Raw genomic sequence first — 16,430 nt, 5'->3', positions numbered from 1 at the left:
GGTGTTCCGTGCCGCCCGGCGTGTCACCGTGCGGCGGGCTGGGGGGCCTTCGGGTCCGTCCGCGCCACCTCGGCCCGGTCGGCGGTGGTGGCCTCGGCCGCCTGCCGGCGTGCCCTCCTGGCCAGCAGGGGGACGGCCAAGGCGGTGAGCGCGACGAGGGCGCCGCAGACCAGGAAGGCGGTGCGGTACCCGTCGGTCAGTGCTTCGGCCCGGTCCCCGTGGGAGGAGGCGGCGGTCACCAACGCAGCCAGCGTGGTCAGCAGGGCGAGGCCGACGGTGGAGCCCAACTGGCGGGTGGCGTTGACCAGTCCGCTGGCGAGGCCGGCGTCGGCGGGCCGGACGCCGGTGACCGCGACGCCGGTGAGCTGGACGAAGGCGATGCCTGATCCGAGGCCGATGACGATGACGGGCCCGAGCAGGTTGCCCACGAAGCCGCCGTCGGCGGAGATCCGCCCGAGCCACAGCAGCCCGGCGGCCAGGGCGCCGAGGGAGGCGCCGAGGGTGACGTACGGTCCGATACGGCGGGCCAGGCGGGGGGCGAGGACGGAACCGGCGATGTTGGTCGCCGCGAGGGGAAGCTGCGACAGGCCTGTCTCCAGAGGGCCGGCTCCGAGGACGCGCTGTTGGTAGACGGGCAGGAAGAAGAACATGCCGAGCCAGATGGCGCCGAACACCGCCATGATGAGGTTGGCCGGTGTGACCAGCCCCTGGGTCAGGAGGCGGGGAGGCAGCAGCGGGGCGGGGTGATGGGTCTCGATGACGGCGAACGACGTGAGCAGGACCGCGGCGGCCGCCAGGGAGACGAGCACGGGCCGGGACGACCACCCGGAGTCCGAGGCGGCGGTCAGACCGTAGATCAGGGCGGCGAGGCCGAGGCTCATGGTCAGCGTGCCGGTGAGGTCGAGCCGGCCGCCCGCGTGGCCGCCGGACGGCCCGGCGTTGACCAGGAGGACTGTGGCGACGAGGGCCAGCAGGGTGCCGGCCGCCGAGACGTGGAAGATGGAGGGCCAGCCCCAGGTCTCGGTGAGCAGCCCGCCGATGACCACACCGGCCGCGCCGCCGGCGCCGGAGACCGCGCCCCACACGCCGAGGGCCTTGCCCCGGCCGGGGCCTGGGGGGAAGAGCTGGAGCAGCAGGGCGAGTGATGCCGGGGCCACCGCTGCCGCGCCCACCCCTTGGAGCGCACGCGCGGTGAGCAGGCTCCACGGCTCGGTGGCCAGGCCGGCTGCTAGGGAAGACACCGTGAACAGGGCGAGGCCGCCCAGCAGGACGCGGCGTCGGCCGAGGAGGTCGGCGACGCGGCCGCCGAGCAGCAGGAGGGCTCCGAAGGCGAGGCCGTAGGCGTTGACGACCCAGGACATACCGCTCTCGGACAGGCCGGTGCCCTCCTGGACTGCGGGCAGGGCGACGTTGACGATGGACGTTCCCATGATCACTACGAACTGGGACGCGGCCAGGGCCGTCAGTGCGGGTCCGTACGACTGGGTCTTCATGGCACCTTCTCGTTTTTGCGTGTTTCTGATGGTCGGACAGGCAGGGGCCGGGGTGGCGGGGTGTGACCCCCGCTCCCCCGGCCCTGGTGCTCATGCGGTGATGCTGATGTGCGTGGCGTGGCGTGCTGGTTACGGCTGCTGCGGGATGAGTTCGACGACGACCGGCAGGAGTGCCTGGCCGGCGGGGGAGGCCCAGTTGACGGCCAGTTCGGTCAGGGCGGTGTTGATGGAGGCGATGACGGCGCCGGCGTTCTCCATGCGCCGCAGGGCGGTGTCGTCGGCCAGCTTGGTCATGGAGCCGCCGGCGTCGGCGACCACGCGGACCTTGTAGCCCTCCTCCAGGGCGGTGAGGGTCGGGTAGACGGTGCAGACGTCGTTGGTGACACCGGCGATGATGAGGTTGCGTCGGCCGGTGTTCTTGACGGCGGCGGCGAAGGCCGGGTCGTCCATGGAGTTGACCACGCCGGTGCGCTGGATGCGGTCCTTGTACTCCTGCGGGGCGATCTCGGCGAACTCCTCCAGCAGCGGGCCCTGGGCGTGGTCCTCCATGGAGGTGGTGAGGACCAGGGGGATGTCCAGGGCCTTGGCGGCCTTGGCCAGGGCGAGCGCGTTGGTCTTCATCTCCTCGAAGGGGATGGAGCCCACCCAGCTCATGGTGCCGACCTGGTGGTCGATGAGGACGATGGCGGTGTCTTCGGGGGTGAAGAGGTCGAGTGCCATGACGGTGTCTCCTTGTTGTGCGGTGCAAGCAATGTGCTGCAACCCTGACGCTTGAGCAGTTACTTGCTCGAGCAGATAACTGGAGATTAGACCCCTGCCATCACGGGATGCAAGCCCTCGGCCAAAAAAAACTTGCTCGGACATCTACATGGGCGGTCCCCGACCTTGGGGTCGCATCATCACCGCAGCTCGGAGCAGGTTTTCAGGGGGTCGGGCAACAACAAGGCGCCGGGCGGGGATTGGGTGGGATTTCCCGCGGGGGCGCACGTCGCACGGAAGTTGAACGCCCGGACAAGGAACAGGGTCAGCTGGCAAGGCGGGCTGTCCCGGCCCGAGCGGGCCTGGACAGCCGCACGGTGTCCGGGCCCGGCGAGCGGCACCCGCCCTCGTGTCGACGACGGCCACGGGGGTGGTGGCCTGCTCGCGGCAGAACTGCCGAGTCCGCGGCGGGGCGGACATGCGACGGCGCCGCCGGACGGGCCCAACTGGCTCGGTCCGACGGCGCCGTGCGGATCAGTCCTGCGAGCGCAGCTCTTCCGCGGCGGTGAGCAGGTTGTTCTCCACGGTGAGCAGGTGATCGAGCAGCCCGCGCCGACCGTCGACGGGCGCGTCGGCGACCGTCAGCTCCTCCAGCCGGTGCCACACCTCCTCCACCTGCCGGCGCAGCGCCTGGCTGGCCGCGGTGGGCTCGATGAGGCAGGCCCGCTTGTCGGTGGGGTCGGGGCTGCGCCGCACGAACCCGGCCTTCTCCAGGCGCTGGACCGTGCGCGTCATCGTGGCGGCGTCCGAGTCGAGCACCTTGGCCAGGTCCGTCTGGCGCTGCGCTCCCGTGTCCCAGAGCTGCATCATGACCAGCTCCTGGCCGGGGTACAGACCTACGTCGCGCAGCAGCGTGCCGGCCAGCATGCGGTGCAGACGGGCGACACGGAAGATCGCGTGACTGATGGGACCGCTCACGGCGGTGGCCGGCTGGTCGATCTCCCGGCGGGGTACGTCGGACATGGGCACTGCCCCTTCTCTTCCTCTCGGAGTTTTTCTCCGAATGACGACAGACCTCCCGTCGACAACAGCCCCCCACCCTACAGAGCAAGGATGTCCGAGCAGGTAAGTGCCTCCGAGGCACCGGCGAACAGGGCGGGCACAGTACGGGAGGGAAAATGAGGTCGGCGGCTGCGGTGACCGGACGCCGTGCGCGCCCGGCCGCCGAAGCCGCCGCCTGTGGAGACCCGCACCAGCGGGCTGTCGCGCCCTCAGCGGGGCGGCCCGAGGACGACCTGGCCGTACTTGTCCGCGGCCTCCGCCATCTTGGCCGGGTCCAGCTGGAAGCCCTCCGGTCTGGGCGTCGTGACGTCACGTCCCGCATGACGGAACATGCCCTCGATGCCGGCCGGTGTCGCGATCATGAGCAGGTCGGCGGTGTCGGACGTGATGCGGTAACCGTGCGGGATGTTGCGCGGGAGGTAGACGATGCCGCCCTCGGTCATCTCCATCTGCTCGTCCCCCGCCCACAGCAGCGCGCTGCCGCTGATCAGCATGAAGACTTCGTCCTCCCGGGTGTGCATGTGGAAGGGCGGGGCCTCTCCCTTGCTGACGTGGAAGCGGCCGACCGTCAGTTTCCCCTCGGTCGCCGCGCTGTCGAGCAGCACGGAGAAGGTGCTTCCGCCGATCCATTCGAGCTTTTGCTGTTCGTCCGCCTGAGCCAGGTACGGCATGCTCATCTTGATCATCTCCTATGAACGGGCTCGGCCCGGGAAACCGCCACTTCCGCGCTTACCTGTCCGAGCAACTAACTGGACTGTACGGCGCAGCGCGCCGGGAGGCAAGGCGAACGAGGACCAGTTACATGTTCGAGCAGTCATAGGCAAGCAGCCACGTCGGCACCCTTCAGGTCGCCGGAGAGAAGGCGTACCGCTCGACTATCTAAAACCTGTCCGAGCAAGTACTATTAAGTGGTCGGCCACCAAAGCGTGGGGGCCGGACCCGGGCGAGGTGTCATGTGCCCTGGTCGCACGTCACAGAGATGGGACAGCTCAAATGATCACCGTAACCGGAGCAACCGGTAATGTCGGCAGTCGTATCGTCCAGCGCCTGCGCGCCACGGGTCATGAGGTGCGGGCGGTCGTCGGTCCTGGTGAGACCTTCGCGTTCGCCCCGGGTGGCGGCCTGGAGGTCGTGGAAGCCGACTTCAGCGACGCCAAGGCCGTCCAGCGGGCGGTCGAGGGCGCTGACGCCTACTTCCTGATGTCACCGCCCAGCGAGCGGCAGGTCGAGTGGCAGCGCATCCAGGTCACCGCGGCGGCGAAGGCCGGTGTGGGCCGCGTCGTGAAGCTCTCCGCGTACGACACGGGCGCGGACTCCGAATGGAACATGGGCCGCTGGCACTGGGACGGCGAGCTGGCGCTGCGCGAGTCCGGGCTGCCGCACGCCGTCCTGCGTCCGCAGTACTTCCAGCAGAACCTGCTCCTGGACCAGGCCGCCCTGCGCTCGGGCAAGCTGCTCACCTACATCCCGGACGGCCGGCCGGTCGGCATGGTCGACGCCGCCGACATCGCCGACACGGCCGCGGTTCTGCTGACCACCGAGCCGCTCACCGGGCAGATCGTGGTGCCCACCGGCCCGGCCACCATCACCACCCAGGACGCGGCCGACGCCATCTCCTCCGTCCTCGGCATCGGTATCGAGATCGATTACGTCGACACGGACCGTGCCTGGAGCGAGCTGCGCGCGGCGGGCCGGCCCGACTGGTGGATCGCCGACCTGCTGAACATCTGCCAGAAGTCGTCCGCCGAGGTCAACGACGACGTGCCCACCCTCACCGGGCACGCGGCCCGGACCATCAAGGACAGCGCCGCGTCCGACCTGGCCGCCCGCTGAGGCGTGCCGGCACAGGTCGGTCCCGGTTCGAAACGGCGGGCGCGGACCGTCAGGAGCGGATGCACGAAGCATCCTCGCCTGACCGGTCCGCGCCCGCCGTTTCCGGTCTGCCCGTAAGACACCGCGCCCCGTCGTCGCGGAAACGGGCCGCGAAAAGTCAGCGGGCGCGCAGGGCGTCCACCGCCATGCGTGCCACCGTGCCGATGACGGCGTCCGCGCCCGGCAGGTTGGCGGCGGTGGAGGCGGAGCGGGTGAAGACGGCGACGGCGTACCGGCCGCCGTCCGGGTATTCGACGACGCCGACCTCGTTGCGCACGGTCGGCAGGCTGCCGGTCTTGCCCGCCACGCGTACGTCGTCGAACGGGAAGCCGGAGGCCAGCCGGTGCGGCCATACCTGAAGGCCCATGACGCGGCGCATGGCGGCGCAGTGCTCCGCCGGGGCGGCAGCGTCGGTCCATACGGCGGTGAGCAGCCGGGTCATGTCGCGCGGGGTGCTGTGGTTGGTGCGGGCCGGGTCCAGGACACGCAGCCGGGCGAGGACGTGCGGAGTGAGCAGGGCGGCGGGGCCGCCCTGGCCGATGTCCTCGCGGAGCATGGCGAGCATGGCGTCGAAGTCGTGCAGGGCGAGGGTCTGTTCCAGTCCCAGAGCGGCCGTGGACCGGTTGACCGCCTCCGTTCCGACGCGGTCCATCAACAGGTCGGCCGCCGCGTTGTCGCTGACGGTCATCATCAACTGGGCCGCGTCCCGCAGCGAGAGGCGTACGGGGTCGAGCAGGGCGGCCAGGCCCGTCGGACCCGCCGTCCGCCCGGCGACGGAACACTCGATCTGCTCGATCAGGTCCACCACTCCGTCGGCGGCCTGCCGGTACAGGGCCACCAGCAGGCACAGCTTGTGCACGCTGGCGGTGACGACCGGCGCGTCGGCGCCCGCGTCGACCTGTGCGCCGGAGTCGACGTCCACGGCGTGCAGACTGCCAGTGACACCCGCCTCACCGAAGGCGGCGTGGATGCGGCGTACGAGAGAGGGCGTCACAACAGGTACTCCGCTACCGGGCGCAGGTGCAAGGGACGGTCGGGGATCTCCGGGCCGGCCCCTGCGGTCGCCCTCAGCGCGTCGCCGACGGCTTCGGCGAAGGCTTGGACGGCGGTGTCACCCCGGCCACGAAGCCAGGCCACGGACGAACGCAGCGCGAGCGGCGCTCCGGCCAAGGGGCGCCAGACCACGGACGGATCCGAAGCACCGCCGACATCGGGTCGGGCGGGGTCGTGGGGCGCGAACGCGATGACATCGGCCGACAGTATCAACCCCCGTACGAAGCTTGATCCCTGCCCGTGGCGGACGGCGGGCGGGGTGTAGCCGTTGCGGGCGCAGGTGGTCAGGACGTCGTCGTACAGCGCGGGGGCGTCGGCACGAGGGAAGAGGGCCAGGCCGTGACCCTGGAGCGCGGTCAGCGGGACTTCGGTGAGCGCGGCGGCGGCGAGATGCCGCGGCAGCAGCACACCCAGTTCCCGGCGCAGCACCGGGCCCAGTTCGAGGCCGGTGACGTCGCAGGGGTGGTGGATGAGTCCGACGTCGAGTTCGTGGGCGGCGAGCGCGGCGAGCTGACCGGAGGTGGTGAGCTCGTGAAGCTGCACCTGGACACCGGGGTGGCGGGTGCGCAGGTCGGCCAGGGCGGCGGCGACGGTCTCGCCGGAGATGTCGGACGGCAGCGCGGCGCGCAGCAGGCCGCTCTCGCCCTGGCTGATCCGATGTGCGGTGCCGCGCAGCGCCTCGGCGCGCAGGAGCAGGTCGCGGGCGTCCTGGAGGAGCAGCGTGCCCGCCCTGGTGAGGGAGACGTGGCGGCTGGTGCGGTCGAAGAGCCGTACGCCCAGCTCGCGTTCGAGGCGCTGGATGCGCTGGGACAGCGGCGGCTGTGCCATGCCCAGCCGGGACGCGGCACGGCCGAAGTGCGACTCCTCGGCCACCGCCACGAAGCACTCCAGGTGCCGTATCAGATCCACGAGCGGCAATGATATGCACGCGCGATAGAACTTCATCCATATCCGTATGTGATGAGTGAGCGGGGAAAGGGACTTCTCAGCGCCGCAGCCCGCCCGGCTGACGTACCGCGGACGGGGTTCAGCCGACGGTCGAGGGCAGCCTCTCCACGTACTGCCGCGTGCCCGGCGAGGTGTCCTCGGCCAGGAAGTAGCCGCGCGTGCGCAGGCCGGTGGCGAGGTCCTCACCGGTGACGCTGAAGCCGCCCGGCGGGCCGGTGAGGTCCAGGGCGCCTGCGAAGCGGTGGACCGTGCCGTCCGGCAGGATCCGGGTCACCAGCACCGTGTCACCAGTGCGTATCTCCTCGGCAGTCGTCCGGGCCGGTACGCCGTCCATACGAGTACTCCTGTTCCACGTCGGCCACCCGCCTGCCTGGCGGCGGGGGTCTCCTCCATGGCAACGCCGGTGCGGCCGACGGGGTTCACCGTCCCAGGCTGAATCCGCGGGCCGACGGCCGTGGACGGGGGCGGCCGCCGACGGGCTGTGCGGGTCGGAGGTGGTCAGGTCCGGCCGGGACCGGTCAGGGCGTCACATGCCGCGGTACGCGTTGTGGATCGCGACCGTCGACGTGTTGCCCTTCTTGTCTGTGACCGAGGCCCGGTAGCTGATCGTCCTGCCCTTGGCGGGATTCTTGACGGTCACCTTGCACTTCTTGACGGTCAGCTTCAACCAGACGTGCGCGATGCCGGAGGCGCACGGCGTCCACGCGCAGTCCCTTCAGGGTGCGGCGCAGGGTGCCCGCGTCGCGGACGTCATCCCGGGTGGTGGCGGCAGCACCCTTCTCATAGCCGACCTAGCGGGTGGCGGCCCGGCTCAGCTCGATGACGTCGAACAGCCGCTGGTCCACCTTTCCTTCGGCGATCAGACGGGCCGTGTCGACGGGTACGACCAGGGTGCTGTCCGCGGTCCTGCGGATCTGCACGGGTATGTGTCAAAGAGAGCGGGCGCGGCCGCCGCCGAGGAACCGCAGTTCGCGGCGTCCAGGGTCCACAGCCCGTTCCCTGCTGCAACGTGCTCCATCCAGGGGGAGCGGGCTCACCCGGGTCGGACGAAATGCCGGACGCGCAAACCACCGGGCCGATCGTCCACGCGAGGTGGGGAGCGAGCCAGTCACGGACGCGTCCGTCGGCGCCGGACGTCGAGGACCAGGTCAGGCCAGGGCCCTGGTCCGTGCCTGTTCGGCGGCCCGCGCGACCGGGCCCCGGTGGGCGGGGCCGTGACCGGGGAGGAGGAGGTCGGCGTCGAGGGGTTCCAGGAGGTCGAGCGAGGACACGGCGCGGGCCCGCTCGTGGTGGAACATGTCGGGCAGCAGCTGCGGGCCGGTGACCCGGGAGGTCGGATGACCGCTCACCAGGGCGTCCCCGGAGACAACCGCTCCGATGTGGGGCAGGTGGTAGGCGCAGTGGCCCAGGGTGTGGCCGGGGGTGGGGACCGGCACCGGCCGACCGGGCAGGTCGAGCGCGCCGGCCGCGGGGAAGGGCCGGGGTTCGGTGACCGGGTGCTGGGCGGTGCCGCCGACGCGCAGGGTGTGCACGGCCCACGGCAGGACGCCGGGCCGCCAGGCGTTGCGCAGCACCGTGCCGACGGGAACCTGGTGGAGGAAGTCCCGGCGGGCGTGCGGCACCTCGTCCTCGTGGGCGAGGACCGGCGTGCCGTACGTCGTGCGCAGGTACTGGGCCGAGCCCAGGTGGTCGTTGTGGGCGTGGGTGAGCAGGACGGCCGCCACCCGGTCGGGAGAGCTGCCCACCTCGGTGAGTGACGCGAGCAGGAGCGCGCGGTCGCCGGGGTACCCGGTGTCGATGAGGGTGGCCTCGCCGCCGTCGGTCAGGATGATCCAGTTGGTGTTGCTGCCGTGCACCAGGTAGGTGCCGTCGGCGACTTGGCGGATGTCGGCGCGCATGGGTCCTCGTTGTCGTCGGTACTGCGGGCTGCTCGGTGCTCCGGCCGCCAGGTCAGCGGGACTGGAGCGCGTCCAGGGCGACGGCCTGGGCGATGGCGAGGCGGCGGTCGAGGCCGGGCGAGGCGATGTCCAGGACGTACCGGTCGACCAGGCCGAACTTCTTCGTCAGGGACATCACCGTGGTGCCGTCGTCGCCCGCGAAGTCGAAGTGGTAGGGCCAGGCGAACGGCAGGATGTCCACGAAGGGGATCACCTGCCAGACGCGGCGCAGGACGGCGACGAAGGTGCTGCGTTCCCGGCCGGTCAGGGGCGGTTGACCTTCCTGGCGCAGCACCCACGTCGACCGCAGCAGGGAGGACCGGAACTTCTTCTCGAAGGAGCCGATGAGCAGCCCGTCCGCGTCCGTCACGTCGTACCCGGCGCCGAGATCGACGACGTCGCGTGCCTTGAAGGCGAAGCGGACGCGTTCCTTCGCGCCGTCGTCGTAGAAGGTCACCTGTTCCTTCAGCGTCAGCCGCTTCTGCTGCGCGAAGGCGGCGCTCTCCCCGTCGGAGCCGTCCGGGGCGACGGTGGTCACCTCGTACTTGTTGACCCCGAGGGCGATCTCCTGCCGCACATGGAAGCGTTCCTGCCGCTGCATGACTATGTCGTCCACCAGAGCCTCCCGGTCTGCCCGGCACACGTCGGGCGTCTGCTCGCCCGGGAACCGGTGGTCAGGTTCCCGGCCCCCTCCCCAGGAGACCGGGAACCTCTTGCCCGAGCCCCCACGACCCGGTCATCCGTTTCAACGCCATGACGGCCGGCCGGGTTCAATGTCCCGGCCGCCGCTTTGACCTTCTCGTTACCGCAGGGCGCACTCTGGAGCGGTGATGCTGTCGATCAGTGAGTTCAGCGAGATGTCCCGGCTGTCGCCGCAGACCCTGCGCCACTACCACGCGGAGGGGCTGCTGCCGCCCGCCCGGGTCAACGCGGAGACCGGGTACCGGTTCTACACCCTCGGCCAGGTCGAGCGGGCGGTGCTCATCGCCGCCCTGCGGCGGGCTGGCCTCACCGTGCGGGACGTCAGGCGGGCGCTCGAGGACACCGGTGCCCTGCCGGAGCTGCTCGCCCGGCACCGTGACGCCCTGCGGCGGCAGCGGCAGTGCGAGGACGAAGCCCTGGCCGATGCGCATGCCCTGGTCACCGTATGGCCGCGCGTCGAGCGTCGTACGGTGCCCGCGGCCCAGGTCCTGACGGTGCTGGTGCCCGGCGGGGCCGACCACGAGGAGGCCGGCGAGCGGGTACGGGTCGCCGCCCGTGAACTGGTGGGCGTGGCCGGGGCACGGGGACTGCGGGTCACGGGGAGGCCGTGGAAGCGGTTCGCGCTGGACACCGCGGAGGAGAAACGGAAGGTGTGGACGCCCGGCGGCCCGGACTGGACGGTCGCCGTGCCGGTCGCCGGTCCCGACGGTGAGGACCTGGGGACGGCGCCCTTGCCGAAGTCCGTGCGCCGGGCGGTCTCCGCGGCGCGGGACGAGGTGTCGGTCGTCGTCCCCGGGCGGGAAAGCACGGCGAAATTGGCGATGGCATTCGACCGGCTCGCCCGGTACGCGGTCGGGAAGGACTTGGCCGTCGACCTGGCCCGCCCTCGGCATGTGCTGGGTGAGGACGGGACCGGGACGGAGCTGGCGGCCGAGGTGCTGGTCCCGTAGGACGCCTCGACAGGAGCGGACCGGCTGGACCCGGGGCCGGTGAGGGGCCACTGAACCGAAACGCGGTGCCGTCGTAGTTCTGCCATGAGAGCAACGGCCGGACAGCACCGCGCAGCGGACGGCCTTCGGCCCCGACGGAGAACGAATGGAGACCACATTGACGTCCGCCGGTTGGCAGCCCGGTGACCGACAGCCGCGCCGCACGGAGAACGAGCACGGGCCCGAACCGGCTGGTGAGGACTGGCTGGTACGCCGTGAGGTGGTGTTGCCCATGGTGGCGGGCGACCTCGGCGACGAGCTGGAACCGCCCGCCGCACGCCGCACGGGCGGGGGCTTGATCCGTCATCTGCGTGCGTTCGGCCGCCCGTCTCCCGCACCCGAGGACAGGCACGAGGGCGGGAGCGAGAGCGAGGGCGAACTCGAGTCGTTCCAGCCGTTCGGCACGCGTGATTCCCTGCAGTCCGACAGTGATCGGCACGAGGACCGGTTCGGTGACGACGAGGACAGGGGTGGAGACAGGGACGGGAACGGGCCGGGCGGGCTGAGGCAGTGGGCGGGCCGGCGCCGTACGCCGGTGCTGGCCGCCGCCGCCCTCACCGTCGCGCTCTGCGTCGCGGTGCCCGTGCTGCTGGCCCAGGGAGGCGGTGACTCCGACCACGTGACGGCCGAGTCCGCGGGCGGGAACGCCCCGGTCTCCGATCCGCTCGGTGACCTGCCCCCGGTGCTCCCGGAGTCGGGCGGGGAACCGTCCGCGTCCGGTGACGGACGGGGTGAGGACGGCCAGGCCGGCAAGAGCGACGACAGTGCGGTCGGGGACGACGGCTCCCTGGGTGAGGAGCGACCGGCCGGCGACGGCGCGGACCCCGGTCCGGCCGCGGGTGACGAGGGTTCCGATACCGGTGGCCGGCCCGCCTCCGATCCGGACGGTCAGCCGACGGCCGAGGCCCCCGCCCCGCGCATGACCCCCGTGGCCACGGGGCAGTGGGAGACGGCGAGCCACACGCTGGCGGCTTCGGCGACCGGCAAGTGCCTGGCGCGGCAAGACGCCCGGGCCGTCGGGCAGGACTCGTGCGGGCCGCACCGCTGGAGCCGCCGCGGCACGGGCGTCGGCACGTACCTGCTCAAGCACGTCGGCGCCAACCGCTGTCTGGACACCGACGGCAGCAAGCTGTACCTCTCCGACTGCACCCCCGAGGACAGCGGGCAGGTGTGGCGGCTGACGGCGGCGGACGGATGCGGCGTCACCATCCTCAGCGTGCCGTTCGGAACCCGCGTGACCGCTGCGGGCTACACGCGCGCGACGACGTCCTCGTCGGGGACCGTGTGGCGGGCTCCGTCCCTGTTCAACGGCTGTTGACCGGGCGGGCCGAACCCGCCGGTTTGTGAGGACGTAGTCAGTGATGAGTCCACCGGTGCGGCACATGACGCGCGCATCGGGTCCCCGAAGCGAAGCGGAGCCCACCCATGCCCGTCGTCCTGGTCCACGGCGTCCCCGAGACCCCTGAGGTCTGGGAGGAACTGCGTCCCCTGCTCGGCCGTGACAGCGTCGCGCTGTCCCTGCCCGGCTTCGGCACCCCGCTCCCGGAGGGGGCCACTCCGACGAAGGAGTTCTACGCCGACTGGCTGGTCGGCGCTCTGAAGGAGCTGGACGGCCCGATCGACCTCGTCGGCCACGACTGGGGCGCGTTGCTGACGGCCCGTGTCGCCACGACCCGGTCCGTGCGGCTGCGCAGTTGGGTGATGGACGTGGCGTGCGTCTATCACCCCACCTATGTCTGGCACGACCTGGCCCGGATCTGGCTGACGCCCGAGGCGGGCGAGGCGTTCATGGAGCACGCGCTGACCACGCCGCCGACGCATCCCGAAAGCACCGCGTCGGCGATGCGCGGCTGGGGCGTGCCCGAGGAGCACGCGCTGGCCATGAGCGGGCGGATCGACCGAACGATGTGCGACGCGATCCTGTCGCTGTACCGTTCCGCCGCGCCGAACGTCTTCGCCGACTGGGGTGTGACGACCGGTGCTCCGGACAGCCCCGGTCTGGTGCTGATCCCGACGAAGGACCACGTCGAGGATCCGGAGATGTCGAAGCAGACGGCCGATGTCCTCAGCGCGCGTCACGTCGAACTCCCCCACCTCGGGCACTGGTGGATGCTGGAGGACCCCGACCACAGCGCGTGGGAGCTGACCACATTCTGGGACTCCCTGGACTGAGCCGCCGGGGGGCGGGGGTGAGAACCACCCCCGCCCGCCACCGGGTCCGCTCGGGCCATGCCTCAGACGGCGCGGCCGACCGTCTCCAGCAGCCGCGCTCGGTCCGGTGCCCCGGCCGCGTAACGCGGGCGCCCGGCGGCAAGTTCGACGATCCGCTGTACCAGGCCCGGCTTGATGAGCGCCGCCTCCGCGGACGCGAGCTGGGAGGCCACCCGGCCGAAGCCGCGGACCACGTTGGCGTCGAGCGTGGCCGCGGTGTCCAGCGCGGTGCGCAGCGCCCAGGCGGGGTCGTCGGTCGTGTACGACTCGCCGCGGATCTCGGCGTCGATCTCCGCGAGCCGGTGCCGGTCCCAGGTGTCGCCGTCAAGCCACATCGGCCAGAACCGCTCCTCCAGCTCGGCTTCCAGGGCGAGGACGAGGTCGGCGGGGTCGCCCAGCCCGGTACGGCGTACGACATCCCGCAGGGCCTGGGCCTGGCCGAGTCCGGCCGTCATCCCCATGCCGAACTGCGGGTTGAGGGTCATGTGGGCGTCGCCGACGGCGACGAGGCCGGTGACGGCCGGCTCGCCGTCGCTCACCCACCGGCGGTGCGTGGTCCCCGTACCGCCCATGATGCGGACGTCACCCTCAGGGACGCCCTCGGACCAGTGCGCGGCCTCCGGGTACAGGGCCAGGACGGCGTCCCACACGTGGGGGTCGCTCAGTCGGCGCAAGTCCTGGTCGCGGCCGGAGGTGACCAGGGTGACCGACCAGTGGTCACCGTCGCCGGGGGCGGTGATGACGGAGACGCTGTCGTGGTGGGTGAGCGGCCAGTAACGGGACGCGGGCACGCCGCGGTCGTCGGCGCGGAAGAACTGCGAGTAATAGCGGAACCCGGTCTCCTCACGGTGGACCAGGGGCGTCGCGTCGAGCCGTTCCAGCATGGCGGGCAGTTCGGTGCGGCGCCCGGAGGCGTCCACGACGAGGTCGGCTTCGATGCGGGTGCCGTCGTCGGTGACGACGCCGGTGACGTGCGGACGGCCCACGACACGCGGCTCGCCGGTCAGCAGCGCGCGCACCCGGGAACCGGCGCGCAGGGTGACGCCCTCGGTGTCCGCGGCGGCTCCCTGGAGGGCGGCTTCCAGCACCGGCCGCCGGGCGGCGTACGTCTCGTACTGCTCATCGCCGGGTCGGCGCGGACCGACAGTGCCGGCGGCCCATACGCCCGCGAGCATGTCGTGGGCGCGGCCGCCCGCGTCCAGGATGCGGCGCACCGCGACGGGCGTCTCCTGGTCCAGGATGCGGGCACCGCCCGGCATGAGGATGTGGGTCTGCTCGTACTGCTTGACGCCCTGGCGGGACTCCGGTGCGCCGGTGTCGACCGGGTCGCGGTCGAGGAGGGTCACCCGATGGCCTTCGTGCGCGAGGACCATGGACGCGAAACTGCCGACGATGCCGGCGCCGATCACCAGGACGTGTGCCATGTGGGCTCCTTGGAACTGTGACTGTCTTCGGTCGGAGCATCCGGCGGATCATTGCTCATTCGACAGTTCACTTTCGTGACCGGTTCCGGCCTCCCGGGCGGGCCGTCACCACAGGGACACCCAGCACTGCTGGGCGAGCAGCGCGCAGGCAGCGGCGTTGAGGCGTTTGTGCGAGAGGACCACCGCGGTGAATTCGCGCAGGGTGGCACTCGGTCTGAAGTACGCGGCCGTGGGTGCGCCCAGTACATGGCCCGGCACGCCGAGGGAGCGGGCGAGCAGCGCGGCTCGGAAGGCGTGGAAATCGTTGGTGACGATCGCGCACCGGTAGCCGCCGCCGTCCTTGTCCATGATGGCCCGGCTGTTGCGGAGGTTCTCCTCGGTGGTGCGGGATTCCGCCTCCGGTTCGATGTCCCAGGACGGCAGGCCGCGCTCGGTCAGGTAGGCGGCCATTGCGTGGGCCTCGGCGATGTCCTCGTCCGGCCCCTGTCCTCCCGAGGTGATCACGACGGGGGTGTGGCCGCGGGCGGTCTGCTCGGCGTAGAGGGCGTGCGCCTTGTCGAGGCGGCCGGCGAGCAGCGGCGGGACGCGGCTGCCGCCGATCAGTCCGGAGCCCAGGACGACGATGTAGTCGAGGGGGGTTTTCACCTGCAGTCGGCCGTAGAGGTAGCCGTAGCAGACGAAGCAGGCGAAGAGGAAGGAGAAGTACACGCACAGCACCGTGGCGATGGCGGCGACTGTGCCGAGCGAGCGGGATCCTGTGGTCAGCGCGGCGAGCAGCAGCGAGCAGACGCCGAGGACGGTGAGGCCCGCCAGCAGCGACAGCAGGTTCGCCGGTCGTCTGCCTTCCTTGCGTGCCATCTGCACCCCGTTGCCGATGAGATAGGCGACGAGTGCGAGGAAGCCGAGCAGGGTGAGCATGGTGGCGCTGAACGCCCCGTACACCATGAGGGGCCCCGTGTGCGCCGCCAGGAGGTCGGTGAGGAGGCCGGCGCTCAGCAGCGCCAGGAACAGGCCCAGGAGGACCGCGTTGCCGAAGCGCCGGAGGTCGCGGGCGACTCCGATGAGGAAGAGCAGCAGCGCCATGGCCGCCATGGCGTAGATCAGCACGTGACGTCCTTGTTGGTCTTCAGGGGTGGTCCGGTCGGGGGCGAGGGCGAGAGGACTACGCCGGCGGACGGAGCACGGTTCACCGGCTGTCGGCGGGGGGTTGGGAGTACGGGGAGGGGACGGGCGAGGGCCCGTACGGTGCCCCGGGCAGGGGGGAGTGGTAGGGACCCGGGGCGTACGGGCCGGCCGCCGGGGCGTGATGCGCGGCCGTCGGCCCGTACGGGGCGGTGGAGAGGGGCATCGGTGCCGGGCGCGGGACCGCGGCGGAGATCCGCTGGGGCCGGTGGCGGCGGGCGAGCCACAGCACGAGGGCCCCGTAGAGGACGACGACGGTCATGTCGATGACGGCGAAGAGGGCGGGGAGATCGGCCGCGGTCTCCTCAGCGGATAGCCCGCCGACGACGGCGGCGGCGAAACCGAAGCCCAGCAGGTTGTTCAGCACGTGCAGGGCGATGGCCGCCTCCAGACCACCGGTGCGCACGGTCAGGTAGCCGGTCACCAGACCGAACACGCACAGATCGGCGAAGCCCCACACAGTGCCCCAGCCGTGCGCGGCGGCGAACAGGACCGCCTGCGGCACCACCGCGAACCACGGCGAGCGCAGGAACCCGCCCACCGCCTGCATCATCCAGCCCCGGAACACGTACTCCTCGGCCGCCGCCTGGAACGGCACACACACGCCCACGACCGCCATCGACACCGCGAACGACGACCAGCCCACCCACCGGTCCGGCTCCGCCGCCACACCCGAGGTGTCGTCGAACGGGACAAGGACCAGTACCAGTGCCAGCACCGCCATGGCCGGCACCGCGGCCGCCAGGCACCAGCCCAGCCAACGCCACCGCAGCCGCCCCGTCACCGACGACACCGTGCCCGCCGGACGCCGCCCCGGCCACCGCACCACCAGCAGCACCAACGGCAGCAGCGACGCGA

General features: G+C 71.6%; 17 protein-coding genes. 4 read left to right on the top strand and 13 right to left on the bottom strand.

The features are described from left to right. Positions 1-23: 23 nt before the first annotated feature. From M8H82_RS34415 to M8H82_RS34400, 4 genes are all read right to left on the bottom strand, one after another. Entirely contained in the window at positions 24-1,493 is a 1,470-nt protein-coding gene (locus M8H82_RS34415) for an MFS transporter (RefSeq protein WP_250079324.1), read from the bottom strand. 129 nt (positions 1,494-1,622) lie between these two features. Further along, complete coding sequence (locus tag M8H82_RS34410) at positions 1,623-2,213, bottom strand: isochorismatase family protein (RefSeq protein WP_250079322.1); 591 nt, start codon at positions 2,211-2,213, stop codon at positions 1,623-1,625. Between the two features lie 513 nt (positions 2,214-2,726). Next, positions 2,727-3,215: a MarR family winged helix-turn-helix transcriptional regulator gene (locus tag M8H82_RS34405; RefSeq protein WP_250079320.1), complete on the bottom strand. Its 489-nt coding sequence runs from the start codon at positions 3,213-3,215 to the stop codon at positions 2,727-2,729. A 248-nt stretch (positions 3,216-3,463) separates the two neighbouring features. Then, entirely contained in the window at positions 3,464-3,931 is a 468-nt protein-coding gene (locus M8H82_RS34400) for a cupin domain-containing protein (RefSeq protein WP_250079318.1), read from the bottom strand. A gap of 316 nt (positions 3,932-4,247) precedes the next feature. Here M8H82_RS34400 and M8H82_RS34395 point away from each other — a divergent pair, with 316 nt between their 5' ends. Next, entirely contained in the window at positions 4,248-5,087 is an 840-nt protein-coding gene (locus tag M8H82_RS34395) for an NAD(P)H-binding protein (RefSeq protein ID WP_250079316.1), read from the top strand. 157 nt (positions 5,088-5,244) lie between these two features. Here the strand turns inward: M8H82_RS34395 and M8H82_RS34390 are convergent, their stop codons facing one another. The 6 genes from M8H82_RS34390 to M8H82_RS34365 all read right to left on the bottom strand — a co-directional run bounded on the left by M8H82_RS34390 (position 5,245) and on the right by M8H82_RS34365 (position 9,680). Next, positions 5,245-6,120: a serine hydrolase gene (locus tag M8H82_RS34390; RefSeq protein ID WP_250079314.1), complete on the bottom strand. Its 876-nt coding sequence runs from the start codon at positions 6,118-6,120 to the stop codon at positions 5,245-5,247. After that, positions 6,117-7,088 (bottom strand): LysR family transcriptional regulator, encoded by a 972-nt coding sequence (locus M8H82_RS34385; protein WP_250079312.1) that lies wholly within the window; start codon positions 7,086-7,088, stop codon positions 6,117-6,119. The genes M8H82_RS34390 and M8H82_RS34385 overlap by 4 nt, the downstream gene beginning before the upstream one ends. Positions 7,089-7,206: 118 nt before the next feature. Next, entirely contained in the window at positions 7,207-7,461 is a 255-nt protein-coding gene (locus M8H82_RS34380; RefSeq protein ID WP_250079310.1) for a hypothetical protein, read from the bottom strand. Positions 7,462-7,918: 457 nt separating this feature from the next. Then, the gene (locus M8H82_RS36865) at positions 7,919-8,047 is read right to left on the bottom strand and encodes a hypothetical protein (protein WP_374211736.1); all 129 of its coding nucleotides are present in this window, start codon (positions 8,045-8,047) and stop codon (positions 7,919-7,921) included. Positions 8,048-8,275: 228 nt separating this feature from the next. After that, positions 8,276-9,025, bottom strand: a complete 750-nt coding sequence (locus M8H82_RS34370; RefSeq protein ID WP_250079307.1) for an MBL fold metallo-hydrolase — start codon at positions 9,023-9,025, stop codon at positions 8,276-8,278. A gap of 52 nt (positions 9,026-9,077) precedes the next feature. Continuing rightward, positions 9,078-9,680, bottom strand: coding sequence for a hypothetical protein (locus tag M8H82_RS34365; RefSeq protein WP_374211735.1), 603 nt, complete (start codon positions 9,678-9,680; stop codon positions 9,078-9,080). 214 nt (positions 9,681-9,894) lie between these two features. Here M8H82_RS34365 and M8H82_RS34360 point away from each other — a divergent pair, with 214 nt between their 5' ends. From M8H82_RS34360 to M8H82_RS34350, 3 genes are all read left to right on the top strand, one after another. Beyond that, on the top strand, positions 9,895-10,716 hold the full coding sequence (locus M8H82_RS34360) for a MerR family transcriptional regulator (protein ID WP_250079305.1): 822 nt from the start codon (positions 9,895-9,897) through the stop codon (positions 10,714-10,716). Positions 10,717-10,861: 145 nt separating this feature from the next. After that, a complete protein-coding gene (locus tag M8H82_RS34355) occupies positions 10,862-12,073 on the top strand; it encodes a hypothetical protein (RefSeq protein WP_250079303.1) in 1,212 nt (403 codons plus the stop codon). Positions 12,074-12,180: 107 nt separating this feature from the next. Then, a complete protein-coding gene (locus M8H82_RS34350; RefSeq protein WP_250079301.1) occupies positions 12,181-12,927 on the top strand; it encodes an alpha/beta fold hydrolase in 747 nt (248 codons plus the stop codon). Between the two features lie 62 nt (positions 12,928-12,989). On the opposite strand, the gene M8H82_RS34345 is transcribed toward M8H82_RS34350, so the two are convergent. The 3 genes from M8H82_RS34345 to M8H82_RS34335 all read right to left on the bottom strand — a co-directional run. Then, positions 12,990-14,390: an NAD(P)/FAD-dependent oxidoreductase gene (locus M8H82_RS34345; RefSeq protein ID WP_250079299.1), complete on the bottom strand. Its 1,401-nt coding sequence runs from the start codon at positions 14,388-14,390 to the stop codon at positions 12,990-12,992. Between the two features lie 105 nt (positions 14,391-14,495). After that, on the bottom strand, positions 14,496-15,497 hold the full coding sequence (locus M8H82_RS34340) for a YdcF family protein (RefSeq protein ID WP_250079297.1): 1,002 nt from the start codon (positions 15,495-15,497) through the stop codon (positions 14,496-14,498). 79 nt (positions 15,498-15,576) lie between these two features. Then, the coding region (locus M8H82_RS34335; protein WP_250079295.1) for a CPBP family intramembrane glutamic endopeptidase at positions 15,577-16,430 on the bottom strand (854 nt) is incomplete at its 5' end.

The sequence above is a fragment of the Streptomyces sp. YS415 genome, assembly GCF_023544665.1.
Lineage (GTDB): Bacteria > Actinomycetota > Actinomycetes > Streptomycetales > Streptomycetaceae > Streptomyces.
Note: the sequence above shows the minus strand (reverse complement) of the source record. Positions and strands in the feature narration are given on the sequence as shown.